General features: G+C 43.3%; 13 protein-coding genes. 2 read left to right on the top strand and 11 right to left on the bottom strand.

Annotation, left to right across the window (positions count from 1 at the left end):
- Nucleotides 1-107 precede the first annotated feature (107 nt).
- The 11 genes from GKD17_RS16685 to GKD17_RS16635 all read right to left on the bottom strand — a co-directional run bounded on the left by GKD17_RS16685 (nucleotide 108) and on the right by GKD17_RS16635 (nucleotide 14422).
- Nucleotides 108-2147 carry an alpha-L-fucosidase gene (locus GKD17_RS16685; protein ID WP_007831684.1) on the bottom strand — a complete coding sequence of 680 codons (2040 nt, stop codon included), beginning with the start codon at nucleotides 2145-2147 and terminating at the stop codon, nucleotides 108-110.
- 8 nt (nucleotides 2148-2155) lie between these two features.
- Nucleotides 2156-3058: a tRNA (adenosine(37)-N6)-dimethylallyltransferase MiaA gene (gene miaA / locus GKD17_RS16680; RefSeq protein WP_007831686.1), complete on the bottom strand. Its 903-nt coding sequence runs from the start codon at nucleotides 3056-3058 to the stop codon at nucleotides 2156-2158.
- 51 nt (nucleotides 3059-3109) lie between these two features.
- On the bottom strand, nucleotides 3110-3673 hold the full coding sequence (locus tag GKD17_RS16675; protein ID WP_007831688.1) for an IS1096 element passenger TnpR family protein: 564 nt from the start codon (nucleotides 3671-3673) through the stop codon (nucleotides 3110-3112).
- Between the two features lie 61 nt (nucleotides 3674-3734).
- The gene (gene lpxA / locus GKD17_RS16670; protein ID WP_007831694.1) at nucleotides 3735-4502 is read right to left on the bottom strand and encodes an acyl-ACP--UDP-N-acetylglucosamine O-acyltransferase; all 768 of its coding nucleotides are present in this window, start codon (nucleotides 4500-4502) and stop codon (nucleotides 3735-3737) included.
- Nucleotides 4503-4518: 16 nt separating this feature from the next.
- Nucleotides 4519-5904 (bottom strand): bifunctional UDP-3-O-[3-hydroxymyristoyl] N-acetylglucosamine deacetylase/3-hydroxyacyl-ACP dehydratase, encoded by a 1386-nt coding sequence (locus GKD17_RS16665; protein ID WP_007831696.1) that lies wholly within the window; start codon nucleotides 5902-5904, stop codon nucleotides 4519-4521.
- 5 nt (nucleotides 5905-5909) lie between these two features.
- On the bottom strand, nucleotides 5910-6950 hold the full coding sequence (gene lpxD / locus GKD17_RS16660; RefSeq protein ID WP_007839790.1) for a UDP-3-O-(3-hydroxymyristoyl)glucosamine N-acyltransferase: 1041 nt from the start codon (nucleotides 6948-6950) through the stop codon (nucleotides 5910-5912).
- 132 nt (nucleotides 6951-7082) lie between these two features.
- Nucleotides 7083-8318 (bottom strand): HD domain-containing protein, encoded by a 1236-nt coding sequence (locus tag GKD17_RS16655; protein WP_007831698.1) that lies wholly within the window; start codon nucleotides 8316-8318, stop codon nucleotides 7083-7085.
- A gap of 90 nt (nucleotides 8319-8408) precedes the next feature.
- Entirely contained in the window at nucleotides 8409-9227 is an 819-nt protein-coding gene (gene pyrF / locus GKD17_RS16650) for an orotidine-5'-phosphate decarboxylase (protein WP_005843024.1), read from the bottom strand.
- Nucleotides 9228-9263: 36 nt separating this feature from the next.
- Nucleotides 9264-10379 carry a peptide chain release factor 1 gene (gene prfA, locus GKD17_RS16645; protein ID WP_007831699.1) on the bottom strand — a complete coding sequence of 372 codons (1116 nt, stop codon included), beginning with the start codon at nucleotides 10377-10379 and terminating at the stop codon, nucleotides 9264-9266.
- Between the two features lie 242 nt (nucleotides 10380-10621).
- Nucleotides 10622-11791, bottom strand: coding sequence for an AIR synthase-related protein (locus tag GKD17_RS16640; protein WP_007839792.1), 1170 nt, complete (start codon nucleotides 11789-11791; stop codon nucleotides 10622-10624).
- A gap of 951 nt (nucleotides 11792-12742) precedes the next feature.
- On the bottom strand, nucleotides 12743-14422 hold the full coding sequence (locus tag GKD17_RS16635; RefSeq protein WP_007831704.1) for a glycoside hydrolase family 10 protein: 1680 nt from the start codon (nucleotides 14420-14422) through the stop codon (nucleotides 12743-12745).
- A 78-nt stretch (nucleotides 14423-14500) separates the two neighbouring features.
- On the opposite strand from GKD17_RS16635, the gene GKD17_RS16630 reads away from it, so the two are divergent.
- A complete protein-coding gene (locus GKD17_RS16630) occupies nucleotides 14501-15931 on the top strand; it encodes a carbon starvation CstA family protein (protein ID WP_007831707.1) in 1431 nt (476 codons plus the stop codon).
- Entirely contained in the window at nucleotides 15918-16139 is a 222-nt protein-coding gene (locus GKD17_RS16625; RefSeq protein ID WP_005851069.1) for a hypothetical protein, read from the top strand. The genes GKD17_RS16630 and GKD17_RS16625 overlap by 14 nt, the downstream gene beginning before the upstream one ends.
- The last annotated feature ends 17 nt before the right edge of the window (nucleotides 16140-16156 follow it).

The raw sequence follows: 16156 nt of genomic DNA, 5'->3' as shown, positions 1-16156 counted from the left end.
ATTAGTAAATTCTAGAATGATGTTTTCTTTATATAAAACTTTCCCCGGACATTTCATGACAGAAACATCCGGGGAGAGGCATTTCGCTTTTTATTTATTGCAGAGTTTTATTTTGCCTTTACATTCAGATTGGATAATTCTGTGTCCTTATGGATGGATGGCAGATTATTCTGTTTTACAACAACAGTATGAACTTTCCCTTTTGCCACTTGCGGCAAAGTGAATTTCTGTTTGTAGATAACCTGTTCCGCTGATGGGCGCAGCAGATAGCCTGTTTCTTTTTCAAAGCGGTTGTATATTCTTACCACAATTTGGTTACTGCCTTTTTGAAGTGGTAGCAGCACCTTTTCCTCACGGAACTTGCAGCGGTAAGGGTTGAGGTGTTTCATTACAGACTTGCCGTTCAGATAGATTTCGATACCGTTTCCAGCACCTACATCTACTAGAATATCTTGTGCTTTGGGCGATTCTACCTGCTGCATTAGGAAGTAACTTTCCAGAATATTGCTGGGGAACATGGCTTTTTCCTCATTCACTTCTTTCCATTGTCCTTTTCTTACCGGTGCTTTTTCCGGATCAGTATGGATGGTGGCAGGAGCATCGAACAATCCGCTGCCCGGCCCGCAGAAGTAACGCTGACCCCATACGGCCTTGGAAGATAGGTTTAGTGCCTGTGCCTTGCTTGCGTCAAGGGTTACTGTGTAAGGTGTTCCATCTACTTCAACCAGTAATTCCTTACCGTTCTCCTGCGGAGTATAGGTAAATTCCAATGCGTTGAGGTTGGATTTGTTGATGCTCCATTGATAGCTCACCGTACTGCGGTAGTTGCTGTAATAATCGAAACAGGAATAACTATAATTAGGAGTGCGCTGTGCAGCTATAGGTTGTGGTTTCACCGGTTGGTCGAACGTGGCGCAAATCACTTGGATATCTTTTCCATATGCGTCGGCGGGCAGTGTGAAGATCATCTCCTGTCCTTTCTGAATCGCTTTAATGTCTGCTTTTTGCAGTTTGCATCCCGGTATGTTCAAAGTGATTTTATCATCGGCAGGACGGTTGCCCGATAAGATGAGGTAGAGGTTATTGCCTTTGCGGGTAATGGTTCCCCATTCGAATTGCTCGCGGAAAGGAGAGGCTTCTGTACCATAAATGGCTTCACCGTTTTTCTTCAACCAGATACCGATTTCTTTCAGCACTTCTCTTTCAAAGGGTACTACGGAACCGTCGCCTTTGGGACCGATGTTCAGCAGGAAGTTTCCACCATGGGAAACTACATTGATCAGGCTGCGCAGTTTTTCCATCGCTTTGGTGTGAACGTCCCCCCTTTTTTGCCAGGAACGGTAGCTCCAGGTTTCATCGAACATGGAAGCTGCTGTTTGCCATGCGGTCTGCAAAGAGCCTTCGGGATATGTGTTGTCTGCCATGACACTGAAGTCATACTGATCGTTGCCCAACCGGCCGCTTACCATACAGTCTGGTTGCAATCTGTGCACTAGTTGATACAGTTCTTTGCTTTGTTCAGGAGTGTTGGAACCCATGTCAAACCAAAGTTCAGAAATGGGACCGTAGTTGGTCAACAGTTCGGTAACTTGTGCTTTGGTGAATTCATGGTGTTGTGGGGTGATGAAATCACAGTTATGGCTGGAGATGGGATAGGCTTGTGGAAAATGCCAGTCTATCAGTGAGAAATAGATGCCGAAGTTGATTCCGCCACGTTTGCAAGCTTCCGCCATCTCTTTTATAAAGTCGCGTTTGCCAGGGGTGGCATCGTATGAATTATAGTCGGTGGTGGCTGTACGGAACATACAGAAACCGTCGTGATGCTTGGTGGTAATGATGATGGAGCGCATACCGGCTTCTTTGGCCAGTGACACAATAGCGTCTGCATTGAACAGGGTGGGATTGAAACGCAGAGCGGTATCTCCATACCAATCACTGAAGATTCCCGCAAACGACTGGATTTGTTCACTGTATCCTCGGGTGACGGGGCTGCCTTCCCATACGCCTCCCAGTTCGGAATAAAGACCGAAGTGGATGAACATGGAATACTTGTTTTGATGCCATTTCTCAAATGCTTCTTTCGAGATTTGGGCGGTTACACCCAGGCTGATGACGCAAGCCATGATGAAGGTTAGTAATTTTTTCATGATTGTAATTAGTGGTTAACTGAATGAATATATTGCATAATTTCTGTTTGCTGGTCGGGATGGAACCAAACGATGTCTTTGTCTCGTTTGAACCAGGTCATCTGTTTACGAGAGTAGATACGGGAATTTTGTTTGATTTTCCCGATAGCGAATTCCAATGTCCATTCTCCATCCAGATACTTGAATATTTCTTTGTATCCTACGGTATTGAGCGAGTTCAGATGCCGGAAAGGATATACCTGCCGGGCTTCTTCCAACAAGCCGTCCTGCATCATGATGTCCACGCGGCGGTTGATGCGGTCATACAATTCTTCGCGGTCGCGAGTTAGTCCTATCTTGATGATGCGGAAAGGGCGTTCCTTGTGAGTGCGGGTACGAAAGGAAGTATAAGTTTTTCCAGTCATGTAGCATATTTCCAATGCATGTATTACTCGTTTGGGATTTTTCAGATCCACTATTTTGTAATACTCGGGGTCCAGCAGCTTTAGTTCGGCGCAAAGAGTGTCCAGTCCTTTTTGTTCGTAACGGTGTAGCATCAGCTGGCGTGTTTCGTTGTCTACAGTGGGGATATCATCTATGCCTTTGCAGATGGCATCTATATACATCATGGAACCTCCGGTCAGTATTACAGTGTCATGGTTTTGGTACAGGATTTCCAGTTGTGCTAACACATCTGCTTCGTATTGTGCGGCGCTGTAATAATCTGTTAGTTGTAATGTTCCGACAAAGTAATGAGGAACACGCGCCAGTTGCTTGGGAGTAGGGGCGGCAGTTCCTATCTTCAGGTTTGCATATAATTGGCGTGAATCTGCCGAGACAATGGAAGTCCGGAAGTGTTCGGCAATGGAAAGGCTTAGTTCGGTCTTTCCTACACCGGTAGGGCCGATAAGGACGATAAGGGTGTCAGGCATGGTGTTTATAAAAAGAGAGGGGCAGACGTTTAACGTCCGCCCCCGTTAAGATTAATAGTTTTCTTGCTCATAAGGGTCCGGTGAGGAGGCACCGCCCATATCAAATCCTTCGGGATCAAAGTCTTCCATATCGAAGTCTTGATCACCATAAAAATTCTCGTCTATATCCAGATTTCCGCTATTGCTTTTTGCCATCATTTCGTCAAAGTCGACGGTTTGTTTAGGGGCTTCTCCAGCTTTGCGCGAACATACTGCTTTGTCAAGGTCTTTGCCGGTGATGATTTCCGATAGTTCAATGAAAAACACTCGTTCTGCCAGCGGGTCGAATACATACAGCAATTTTTGCTTTTCGTCTTCCACCAAATCACTCAAGCGGGTTTCTCTCATGATGTAGCTGTCTTCTTCCGAACTACTTCCCATATCTTCCAGTGTGATTTCTTGATCTTTCTCCCAGTCGTCATCACAAATGAAGAAAGAGGTCATCTGGTCATCTTTATATCCTGCCGCTTTCAATATCGCTTCGTGCAAATCAAAGAAAGTTGCTTCCGAGTCTATCTTTATTTCTCTTATAAAATCATCGACTTCGTCAGAGATTATTGTAAATCTGTAAATCATATATTTTACTGTATATACTATATAACTTTTTTTTCGTGCAGTAAAGTTATAAAAAACTTTGTTATCTGATGATACCTCTTTGAGAATTTTCTATGAAAGAAATAATATATTCTATTTCTTTGCTCATAGGTATTTCTTTGCGTACTTGTTCCAAGGCATCGGTAACGTTCATACCATTTTGATAAATAATGCGATAGGTGTTGTGTATATTCTCTATTAGTTCATTAGAGAATCCGCGGCGGCGGAGTCCTACGATATTGATTCCTGCGTAGGCGATGGGTTCGCGCCCCGCTATAATATAAGGAGGAATGTCCTTGCTGAAACGTGAACCGCCCTGTACCATTACATAACCGCCTACCCGGCAGAATTGGTGCATCAATACGGCACCGCTGATAATGGCGTTATCATCAATGATAATTTCACCTGCCATCTTGGTGGCATTGCCTATGATGCAACCGCTGCCTATGATGGCATCATGTGCTACGTGTACCCCTTCCATCAACAGGTTGTTACTGCCCACTATGGTTTTGCCTTTAGCCGCTGTACCACGATTGATGGTTACATTCTCGCGAATGGTGTTGTTATCACCTATTTCGGCAGTCGTTTCTTCACCGCGGAATTTCAAATCCTGGGGAATAGCGCCTATAACAGCTCCCGGAAAAATGGTGTTGCCGTTCCCTATGCGTGAGCCATACAGTATATTGGCGTTAGGCATGATTGTGTTGTTATCGCCGATAACTACATTCTTGTCGATAAACACAAAAGGACCGATTTCTACATTCTCACCAATTCTTGCCTCGGGATGTATATATGCTAATGGACTAATCATGTTGTTTTTTTAGTGGTTATTTATTTTTTACTATTTGTGCCATAAACTCGGCTTCGCAGACTACTTTCTCGCCTACAAACACATATCCTTTCATTGTGGAGATGCCCCGGCGGATAGGAGCCAACAATTCAACACGGAACAATAAAGTGTCTCCCGGCACTACTTTCTGACGGAACTTCACTCCGTCTATCTTCATGAAGTAGGTGGAGTACCTTTCGGGTTCATCCACTGAGTTCAAAACAAGCAGACCGCCGCATTGTGCCATGGCCTCTACTTGAAGTACACCAGGCATGACAGGTTCCTGCGGAAAATGTCCCTGGAAGAAAGGTTCGTTGGCTGTTACATTTTTCACACCGACAATGTGGTTCGCGCCGATGGCAACGACTTTGTCCACCAACTGGAACGGATAACGGTGCGGGAGCAGCTCGCGAATGCGGTTTACGTCCATGATGGGGGATTCATTGCAGTTATAGGATGGGGCCTGTATTTCGTGAAGTTTGATTTCTTTGCGTATTTGGCGGGCAAACTTGTTATTAATGGTGTGCCCAGGACGGGTGGCGATGATACGGCCTTTGATGGGCTTGCCTATCAGTGCCAAGTCACCGATGATATCCAGTAGCTTGTGACGTGCCGGTTCGTTGTCCCATACCAGAGGGATATGATTGATATAGCCCAGTTTGGTGGCGTCCATGTGGGGAACACCCATGACATCGGCCAGCTTGTCATAATTTTCTTGGCTCATCTCTTTTTCGTAAATTACGATGGCGTTGTCCAGATCGCCTCCCTTGATCAGTCCGGCACCCAGCAATGGTTCTATTTCGCGGACGAATACAAAGGTACGCGCGGAAGCTACCTCGGTGGGGAATTTAGCCATGTCTTCCAGTGTGGCGAACTGATTGGACAGTATTTTAGACTGATAAGAGATCAGTGCGTTCACACTGAAATTTTCGTCCGGAAGAACAATGATGGAAGATCCGGTTTCCTCGTCCCTAAATTCGATTTTTGATTTTATAATATAGTAATCCTTGACAGCATTCTGTTCTTCGATTCCTACACGCTGTATATTTTCTACATACGCTTTAGCACTGCCGTCCAGAATAGGGAATTCGGGACCGCTTACCTGAATCAGGCAGTTGTCTATACCAGCTGCATAAAGAGCTGCCAAAGCATGTTCTACTGTACTTACTTTTATTCCGTTTTTCATCAGCACAGTGCCGCGGGTGGTATCACCTACATTTTCTGCTACGGCATCAATTATTGGTTGTCCTTCAAGATCAATTCGTTGGATTTTATACCCGTGGTTGTCCGGTGCAGGATTGAATGTCACCGTCAAGTTTACTCCGGTGTGAAGGCCTTTTCCATTTAAAGAAAAACTGCCTCTTAATGTCTTCTGTTTCAACATGGGGTTTATTTATTTAGTTGTTTTTTTAATTCTTCTATCTCTTTCTGCATGGCGTTCAGTGTGGCGTACATTTCGGGTAGTTTTTTGTATACGGCCGATGATTTCATGAAATTCTTGGCGTCGATGGCCGGAGTGCCTAGAATTTGCTCGTTGGATTTCACGTTGCCGGGAACGCCTGCTTGTGCGCCGATACCTACCTTGTCACCTATCTTAATATGTCCGGCTAGTCCTACTTGTCCGCCAAACATACACCATTCACCTACTTTGGTAGAACCTGCAATACCCACCTGTGATGCCATGACAGTGTGGCTTCCTACTTCCACATTGTGTGCTATCTGGATCAGGTTGTCCAGTTTCACCCCTTTATGTACAATGGTGGCACCCATGGTGGCACGATCTACGCAAGTATTAGCACCAATCTCCACATTATCTTCTATGATGGCAATGCCTATTTGTGGAATTTTTTCGTACCCTTCGGGAGAAGGTGCGAATCCGAATCCATCAGCACCGATTACGCAGCCTGCATGCAGGGTACAGTTGTTTCCTACCAAGCAGTCGTGATAGATAGTGGCATGTGGATAAAGTGTACAATTATTACCTACTTTGGCATGACTTCCTACAGTAGCGTGCGGATGGAGGGAAGTGTTGTCCCCAATCTCAGCACCATCGCCTACGCAGGCAAACGGAGCGATATATACATCCTTCCCCAACTTCGCAGTGGGGGCAACGTATGCCAGCGGATCTATACCGGTCTTTTTAGGTTTGCTCATTTCATAGAGCGTCAGTAATTTAGCCAGGCTTTCGTAGGCGTTGTCTACCTTGATTAAGGTAGCTTTTACTTCTTGCTCGGGAACGAAATCTTTGTTTACCAACACAATGGTAGACTGAGTATCGTAAATGTAATGAGTATACTTAGGATTTGAAAGAAAAGAAATCGCTCCCGGCACGCCTTCCTCTATTTTAGCAAAAGTATGCACAGTTGCGTTTTCATCGCCAACAATAATTCCCTGGATGTATTCCGCAATTTGTTTAGCTGAGAACTCCATAATACTGTCTAATTCTTTATGTTCTAAATGTTTCAGTTTTGTTACTTGCGTGTTACATGTTAGTGTAAACACATCATTAATTATGCGAATTACGCATTTTTTTTTTATATATCCGTACAATTCGCTAATTATTTAATGTCCGTCGTTTTCGGAACGCAGGTAACATATATAATATTTCTTGACTTTTCGGGAGAGGAGAGAGATGTTGAGCATATCTGAAGCCTTGGCTATATCACAGGTGCTGCCATCTTTATAGATGATTTCAATACTGTCATCCTCCTTTTTATACATATTGTTTTCTATACTGGATATAGATAGGAAGTATTTTGCTTCTTTTTTGTTGATATTCAGTTGTTTACTTATCCTAGAAAGAATTTCTTCTTTTCGCGTTTTTGTGATAGAAGAGGAGGTCACCTCTACTTTGAATAGTCTCCTGTTAATCATTCCACGGCTCAGAGTGGACAATACCACATCGCTGTGATTGCTCCAAACTTTCAGTGCGGTCCATATATCATTATCATCTAATTGAATAAAATTTTCAAGACAATCCGGGCTGTTATAAAATTCTTTTTTATCAATAGAGTGGTATAAAAAGAATCTTAAAGCGGGTGAGGCGAACAGCTCCACGCCACGTAAAGCTAATTCCTTTGCTCGTGTCAGAGTGTTGATCAGCATTTTTTCACTGGCAACGGATGTCTTGTGCAGATATACCTGCCAGTACATCAGGCGGCGGGACATCAGGAAATTTTCGATGGAGTAAATACCTTTAGACTCTACTACCAGGTGATCGTCTTTTACATCAAGCATTTTGATGATGCGGGCGGACCCGATATTGCCTTCGGATACACCGGTATAGAAACTGTCACGCCGCAAATAGTCCAAACGATCCATATCCAATTGGCCACTGACCAGTTGGTGCAGGAATTTCTTGGGATATTCATCTTTGAATATCTGTATGGCAAGATTGAGTTGACCTTTCATGTCCTTGTTTATTCGTTCCATCAGCATCAAGGAGATTTCTTCATGTGAAACACCTCCTACCAATGTGTTTTCCAGCACATGGGAGAAGGGACCGTGTCCGATGTCGTGTAACAGGATGGCAGCTTGTACGGCTTCCGCTTCGCTGTCAAAGATGAAGTTACCTTTGGCGGTAAGGTGTTTGATAGTTTCACTCATTAAGTGGAAAGCACCTAATGAGTGTTGGAAACGGGTATGTTGTGCTCCCGGATATACAGCAGAGGACAGGCCCAGTTGCTTGATGCGGGTAAGACGTTGCAGCAATGGGTGACATACAATGTCATATAGTAACCCCTTCGGGATGTTGATAAACCCGAAGACGGGGTCATTTATAATTTTTCGGTCACTCATGGGGAATGATTATTCAGTGTGCTGATATGCTAATAAACCAATGTACTACGCTATGTATCTACCTGGTAATTTGCATATTAGCACATTGTTTTATTGGCACATTATTTTCTCCATCTGTGCCTGGACTTTCTGAGCTTCTTGTCCTGCTACAGTCGCAAAATTCTCAGTTTTATCCGCATAGATAATGGCACGGCTTGAATTAACAATAAGTCCACAGGTACTATTCATGCCATATTTGCAGACTTCCTCTAGAGAACCTCCTTGTGCACCGATTCCAGGTACAAGCAGGAAGTGGTTGGGGACAATTTTACGGATGTCTTCGAAAGCACGTCCTTGTGTGGCGCCTACTACATACATCATGTTTTCATCGTTGGCCCATTCTTGTGATTTGCGCAATACTTTTTCGAAAAGGCGTTCGCCGTTGGTGTCTTCGGTCAGCTGGAAGTCGTGGGAACCCTTGTTGCTGGTAAGTGCTAGCAGGATTACCCATTTGCCTTCGTAACTCAGGAAGGGAGTCACGCTGTCTTCACCCATGTAAGGAGCTACGGTGACTGAGTCAATGTCCAGCTCTTCAAAGAATGTGCGGGCATACATAGCCGAAGTGTTTCCAATATCGCCACGTTTTGCATCGGCAATGATGAATTGGTCGGGATAGTTTTCCTTGATGTAGGATACAGTCTTTTCGAAAGCGATCCATCCTTTTACGCCCATGCTTTCATAAAAGGCCAGATTGGGTTTATAGGCGATGCAATAAGGGGCAGTAGCGTCAATGATAGCTTTATTGAAGGCGAAAATCGGGTCTTCTTCTTTTAACAGATGTTCGGGAATTTTCTTTATGTCGGTATCTAGCCCTACACAGAGGAATGATTTTTTCTTTTGGATATTTTCAAATAATTGTTGCTTGTTCATTATTATATTTACAGTTTATGGTTTACGATATTTTAATTATAATTCGCTCTCTTTCAAACGTTCTGCATTCTCGGCTACAGTCAAATGGTCGATACAGTCTTGAATGTCTCCATCCATAAAGGCGGCCAAATTGTAAATGGTATAGTTGATGCGGTGGTCGGTGATACGTCCTTGTGGATAATTGTAGGTACGTATTTTTGCCGATCTGTCTCCGGTAGATACCATCGTTTTGCGTTTGCTGGCAATGTCGTCAATGTACTTTTGGTGTTCTTTATCATATATAAAGGTACGCAGGCGAGAAAGGGCTCGTTCTTTATTCTTCGGCTGGTCACGGGTTTCGGTACATTCTATCAGGATTTCCTCTACTATCCCGGTGTTGGGATTCTTCCAGTTGTAGCGCAGGCGTACTCCGGATTCCACCTTATTTACGTTCTGTCCGCCGGCACCACCGCTTCGGAAAGTGTCCCACTTGATTTCCCCTTCGTTGATTTCCACATCAAAAGGCTCTGCTTCGGGTAAAACGGCGACTGATGCGGCTGAAGTATGTACACGTCCTTGGGTTTCGGTGGCTGGTACACGTTGTACACGATGTACGCCCGATTCATATTTCAAAGTGCCATATACTTTATCTCCGGTTACGGAGCAGATAATTTCCTTAAAACCTCCTGCTGCTCCTTCATTGGCGCTGGATACTTCCAGTTTCCAACCTTTTGTCTCGCAGTATTTGGAGTACATACGGAACAGGTCACCTGCAAAAATGGCGGCTTCATCACCTCCCGTACCACCGCGTATTTCCAGAATAGCATTTCGGTCATCTTGCGGATCCGCAGGAACGAGTAGTAGTTTGATTTCCTCTTCCAGTTCTGGAATGCGGACTTCGCAGAGATTTGCCTCTTCGCGTGCCATTTCTTTCATCTCCGGGTCGGATTCGTTAGTCATGATTTGTTTGGCCTCTTCCAGTCCATTCAGGCATTGTATATATTCTCTACGGGCTTTCATGATGTCATTCAAGTCCTTGTATTCCTTGGTGAGCTTGACATAACGTTTTTGGTCAGCTATGACATTAGGGTCTGTAATGAGGGTGGAAACTTCCTCAAAGCGAGCCACTAACCCGTCTAATTTCTCAAGTAATGTATTATTGTTTTCTGCCATTCTTTTCTAAACATTTATTTGCGACATACCAAGTGAGTAATATCCACCCAAGTATGGCAAGTACTTTTCTTACTATATATAGTATGTCATGCCAAGTTGCTTCATGACCCCATGCGGTAGAGATGAAATACAACTCGCGTGTTGTATCAATTGTAACTAATGAGCATATTATTGCTCCCATGCCATAAAAAAATCTTTTTTTTAATGTAGCATGCTTGGAAGCGTTATTATAATATTGCTTGTCAGTATTTGAATTCTCCAAACTCACTTTTGATAATTAGTTCCTTCTTGTCACTTTCTTCTATACGTCCCACAATCTTCGCGTCAATATTGAATGACTTGCTGATGGCGATCACCTCTTCGGCATGTTCGGGTGAGAGGTAAACTTCCAGTCGGTGGCCCATATTAAATACTTTGTACATTTCTTCCCAATCGGTGCCGCTTTGTTCCTTGATGGTTTTGAACAGAGGGGGGACAGGGAACAGGTTGTCCTTTACTACACGGCAATTGTTTCCTATAAAGTGCAGGACTTTGGTTTGAGCACCGCCTGAGCAGTGAACCATTCCGTGAATTTCAGGTCGGAGCGCATCCAGTAATTTCTTCACTACCGGAGCATAGGTACGGGTAGGTGAGAGTACCAGCTTTCCTGCATCCAGAGGACTTCCTTCTACAGTATCGGTCAGCTTCAAATTGCCACTGTATACTAGTTCTTCAGGTACTGCCTTGTCATAGCTTTCGGGATATTTCTCAGCCAAGTATTTTGCGAACACGTCGTGGCGGGCGCTGGTGAGTCCATTGCTGCCCATGCCTCCGTTGTATTCTTTTTCATAAGTAGCCTGTCCGTAAGATGCCAGACCTATGATGACGTCACCCGGGCGAATATTGGCATTGTTAATGACATCGGTACGTTTCATGCGGCATGTTACGGTAGAATCTACGATGATGGTACGAACCAAGTCACCTACATCAGCAGTCTCGCCTCCGGTAGCGTATACGCCTACACCCATTTCGCGAAGTTCGGCCAACAGTTCATCCGTTCCGTTGATGATAGCGGAAATTACTTCACCCGGAACGAGTAGCTTATTACGGCCGATAGTTGATGAAACCAGAATATTATCTACTGCACCTACACACAACAAGTCATCGATGTTCATAATCAGTGCATCTTGTGCAATGCCTTTCCATACGCTTAAATCGCCGGTTTCTTTCCAATACAAATAAGCCAGTGATGATTTGGTGCCTGCACCGTCAGCGTGCATAATGTTGCAATATTCAGGATCTCCGCCTAGAATATCGGGGATGATTTTACAAAAAGCTTGTGGAAAAATACCTTTGTCAATGTTCTTAATGGCGTTGTGCACATCTTCCTTGGATGCTGACACACCGCGCTGCATGTATCGTTGATTGCTCATGAGTTATATATTTTATTCAATTGAATGTGCAAAAATAGTTATTATTTTGCTTATAGCCTTGAGTTTTATGAAAATAAAAGAGGAGAAGAGATTTATTCTGTTTCCATATTATTGCCGTTCCTGTTTTAGATTTATTGCTATACTCTTATTTTTTAGACGAGTAAATTTAATATTTATATCGAACTGACATTGATATCATACATTATTTATATGTTACAATGCCTTATCAATATAACGCCATAAAGAAAGACGCATAGTACAACCACCTCTATTAATATCAAATATCTTAAAAACTATAAAAGAAAACACAGCCTAATTTAACGTGAAATATAAAATTTCCCCGTCACTTCATCGTCTTCATTACCAGTATGTTCCGGTGTGAAAATATCTATAAAGGCCCCGAAACGGTAGGTAATCGCGGTCAATGTACAACATTGCGATCATCGCACCCATAACGGCAAAATTCCAACAGATGTACTTTTGCCGGCAGTATGTTACCATGAAAACAGCTTTATGGCTTTATTGCTTCACCTGTGTGAAGCGGCGGTTTCACACAGGTGACAACGGCTCTTCACCCGAATGACAGGGCCTGTTCACCTGAGTGATGGTACAGATGGTGCACTCTTCTTGCACGGATACTGCCGTAAATATATCAAGATTATGTATCCAATATGACAACCGGCATCTGACGAGCTGGCTTCCGCAAGGAAAAACGAAAAAAACACTTTGTGGGGATACAGAAAATTACGTCACCATATATCGCTGTATATCAGCATAATGCGGTGACGGGACAAAAAACATTGCAGTGCGGAAACGAAAAATAACAGTATGTAAAGTTTTATCAGATTATAACTTAACAACAAAGATGGAGATTCCCGGCAGACAAACTTTTTGAGAGCCGGGCATCTGCAACGACATAATGTGTCATACCAAAAAAACAGTTTGCATTTTTTATTTTACGATTGTTCCGACAAAGGTTTGTGCTCCTGCATTATTCAAGATATATACTGTATAGAATCCGCCAGGTAATGAGGCTATGGACATTTGGGGTGCATAAACAAAATATTTTATTTCTTCACCGGTAGCAGTAAATATTTTCACTGTTTTTGCTTCTTTTATTTCAGGCAGGGTGAGAATATCTCCGTCATTTAGTAAAGGCATGTCCGTTTCTGAAATTGCATTCAGTTCCAAGGGAGCGCTTTCGTTTCCGAAACGGTCGGCAGCAGTTACGGCAAAATAACGTTTTTGTCGCCAAGGTGAAATAGGGGTATATTCGTATTCCGTATGGGTGAGATAGGTTTCCAGTAAGTTTCCGGCATCTGTGATATCTACTGGATAGGTATCTGAGGCATAAAGATGATAGGTGACAAGACCTCCGTTGTTATCTGTGGAAATCTGCCAGCTCATGTGCATTTTTCCGTCCGGCAACAGTTGCAGGGAAGGCATGGCCGGAGTGGATGGGGGGATGCTGTCCATCCAGGTCATTGGGGGAATCAATGCCGGAGTGGTATAGAAATTCTCTTGGAGTTCGTCCCAAATGCCTTTGGTGTTGTTTAATAGAAAACGATTGCGGAAATAGGCTTGTCCGTTTAGTTTTATCTGACGGGTGAAATAAAGTTGGCGGACTATTTCGTCCAACGGCCAATTTTGTTCGTTGGGAGAGAGGAAATAAATACCCAAACCAGGTATTATCCAGCGGTTACCACAATTCTCTTTCCAATCCAATGCAAAAGGATAGAAATTATTTCCCTGAAAATACATCATCGGGAACAATGCATCATGAATACCTTCTTTTAGCCATTTCTGAGCATCTTGGTAAACTACATGATAAGCGTTCCATCCACGGGAGGGGTATCGGTTGGTATCTCGGTATTTGCCAATAGGGGAACTGCTGACTTTCACCCAGGGTTTGATAGTCTTGATGTCGGTATAGAGCCTATGCACAATATCTGTGATATTATCACGCCGCCATTGTTTCAACTCCTTACCTTTACCGTATTTCCGGTAGGTGTCCTTGTCAGGAAAGTTATCGGCTTGCTCGGGGTAGCGGATGTAATCGAAATGAATGCCGTCTATATCATAACGGGAAGTTATTTCTTTTACTATGCATGACAGATATTCTTTGGTTCCCGGATTTCCCGGGTCCAAGTACCAGTTACCTTTATAAAGTTTGCAAATTGTCCGGTTTTTCCGTACTACGGAGCTACGTCCTTGCAATTGTACTTGACGGGTATTTCCGGCAGGAATCGTAACAATCCATGCATGTAGTTCCATGCCTCGTTTGTGGCATTCTCCGATGGCGAAAGCCAAAGGGTCATATCCGGGATTCCCTCCTGTGCTACCTGTCAGTGATTCGGCGAAAGTTTCTATGGCGGAAGGATAAATCATATCTCCGCGCAGACGGGTTTGCAACAATACCGTATTGAAATTGGCGGCTTTCAGACGATCCAGTATATCACATAATTCTTTTTGCTGACGCCGGATGCCTGATGCGTTTATTGCCTTGTTACGAGGCCAGTCCATTCCTCCAAGCGTAGTGAGCCAGGTGGCACGGATTTCATATTTAGGTTGTGAGAAAACTGATAAGAAACTCACTATGACTAGTAATAAAGTTATAAAGAATGTTCGCATTTACTTTAATTTTAGGGCAAAGATACGAAGTAATCAATTAATTCGTTACTTTTGCCCCAACAAAACAAAAAATAGAATATGATAACCTTTATTATTGCATTATTGGTTCTTGTAGGCGGATACTTTTTGTATGGAAGTTATGTGGAACGTGTGTTCGGTCCTGACAAGATTAGGAAGACACCTGCCCTGACCATGGCGGATGGTGTTGACTTTATTCCACTTCCTACTTGGAAGATTTTTATGATTCAATTTTTGAATATAGCCGGCTTAGGACCTATTTTCGGTGCTATAATGGGAGCGAAGTTTGGTACGGCGTCTTATTTGTGGATTGTTTTAGGTACCATTTTTGCCGGGGCGGTACACGATTATTTGTCCGGAATGCTTTCCATTCGGCATGAGGGCGAGAGTTTGCCGGAAATTATCGGTCGTTATTTAGGGCTTCCCACAAAGCAGTTAATGCGTGGTTTTACGGTTGTGCTGATGATATTAGTCGGAGCGGTTTTTGTGGCAGGACCAGCCGGATTGCTTGCCAAACTTACTCCGGAGTATATGGATGTTACTTTTTGGATTATTGTTGTGTTTTTCTATTATATGTTGGCTACATTGTTGCCGGTAGATAAGATTATAGGAAAAATATATCCATTGTTTGCCATTGCTTTATTGTTTATGGCAGTGGGGATTTTGGTGATGTTGTTATGGAATCATCCGGCATTGCCCGAAATTACGGATGGTCTACATAATACCCATCCTGCCGGATTACCAATTTTTCCTATAATGTTTGTTTCTATTGCTTGTGGGGCAATCAGTGGCTTTCATGCCACACAATCTCCACTGATGGCACGTTGTATGAAGAATGAGAAGTATGGTCGTCCTATTTTTTATGGAGCGATGGTGACCGAAGGGATAGTGGCATTGATTTGGGCTGCTGCCGCTACTTATTTTTTTCATCAAAATGGTATGGAGGAGAGTAATGCTTCGATTATTGTGGACAGCATAACCAAGGAATGGTTGGGTACGATAGGAGGTTTATTGGCTGTACTGGGGGTAATTGCCGCTCCTATTACCAGTGGAGATACCGCTTTGCGTTCAGCTCGTTTGATTGTTGCCGATTTTATGCATTTGGAACAAAAAAGTATAGCGAAACGTTTATTGATTTGTATTCCTATTTTTGCGGTAACTATCGGTATATTATTGTACAGTCAGCGTGATGCGGCGGGATTTGATATGATATGGCGTTATTTTGCCTGGTGTAATCAGGCTTTGTCTGTGTTTACTTTGTGGGCGGTCACTGTTTTTCTAGTACGTGCGAAAAAGAATTATTATATCACCTTGTTTCCTGCCCTGTTTATGACGGCTGTATGTTCTACTTATATTTGCATAGCCCCCGAAGGATTAGCGTTTTCGGATTATGTATCTTATATAGTTGGTAGTCTTTGTACGTTGGTAGCCGCTATAGGGTTTGCAAGTTGGTATAGGAAACAAAACAGCATAGTTTATGAAAAAATATAGAAAATCGATTTGGTTGCCTGTAGCTTTATTGGTCTATACTACAGCGATGGCCGTTTATTTTATTCCGCGCAATACGGAAATAAGTGATACGGAAAAGTATCTCACAGTAGGTTTATCCTATATGATTATAGCGTTGTTATGGATTGTCCTTCGTAAGAAAGAAAAGGCGGAGGAAAGACGTGAACGTGATTTGGAAAACAAAAAATAACTATTAAACGACAACAT

Origin of the sequence: Phocaeicola dorei (assembly GCF_013009555.1) — a bacterium.
GTDB classification, from domain to species: Bacteria; Bacteroidota; Bacteroidia; order Bacteroidales; family Bacteroidaceae; genus Phocaeicola; species Phocaeicola dorei.
The sequence above is the reverse complement of the archived record's forward strand: the minus strand, read 5'-3'. Positions and strand labels throughout refer to the sequence as shown.

Coding starts and splice junctions, on each gene's coding strand:
- GKD17_RS16685 (WP_007831684.1), bottom strand. CDS start 2,147: ATGAAAAAATTACTAACCTTCATCATGGCTTGCGTCATCAGCCTGGGT.
- miaA (WP_007831686.1), bottom strand. CDS start 3,058: ATGCCTGACACCCTTATCGTCCTTATCGGCCCTACCGGTGTAGGAAAG.
- GKD17_RS16675 (WP_007831688.1), bottom strand. CDS start 3,673: ATGATTTACAGATTTACAATAATCTCTGACGAAGTCGATGATTTTATA.
- lpxA (WP_007831694.1), bottom strand. CDS start 4,502: ATGATTAGTCCATTAGCATATATACATCCCGAGGCAAGAATTGGTGAG.
- GKD17_RS16665 (WP_007831696.1), bottom strand. CDS start 5,904: ATGTTGAAACAGAAGACATTAAGAGGCAGTTTTTCTTTAAATGGAAAA.
- lpxD (WP_007839790.1), bottom strand. CDS start 6,950: ATGGAGTTCTCAGCTAAACAAATTGCGGAATACATCCAGGGAATTATT.
- GKD17_RS16655 (WP_007831698.1), bottom strand. CDS start 8,318: ATGAGTGACCGAAAAATTATAAATGACCCCGTCTTCGGGTTTATCAAC.
- pyrF (WP_005843024.1), bottom strand. CDS start 9,227: ATGAACAAGCAACAATTATTTGAAAATATCCAAAAGAAAAAATCATTC.
- prfA (WP_007831699.1), bottom strand. CDS start 10,379: ATGGCAGAAAACAATAATACATTACTTGAGAAATTAGACGGGTTAGTG.
- GKD17_RS16640 (WP_007839792.1), bottom strand. CDS start 11,791: ATGAGCAATCAACGATACATGCAGCGCGGTGTGTCAGCATCCAAGGAA.
- GKD17_RS16635 (WP_007831704.1), bottom strand. CDS start 14,422: ATGCGAACATTCTTTATAACTTTATTACTAGTCATAGTGAGTTTCTTA.
- GKD17_RS16630 (WP_007831707.1), top strand. CDS start 14,501: ATGATAACCTTTATTATTGCATTATTGGTTCTTGTAGGCGGATACTTT.
- GKD17_RS16625 (WP_005851069.1), top strand. CDS start 15,918: ATGAAAAAATATAGAAAATCGATTTGGTTGCCTGTAGCTTTATTGGTC.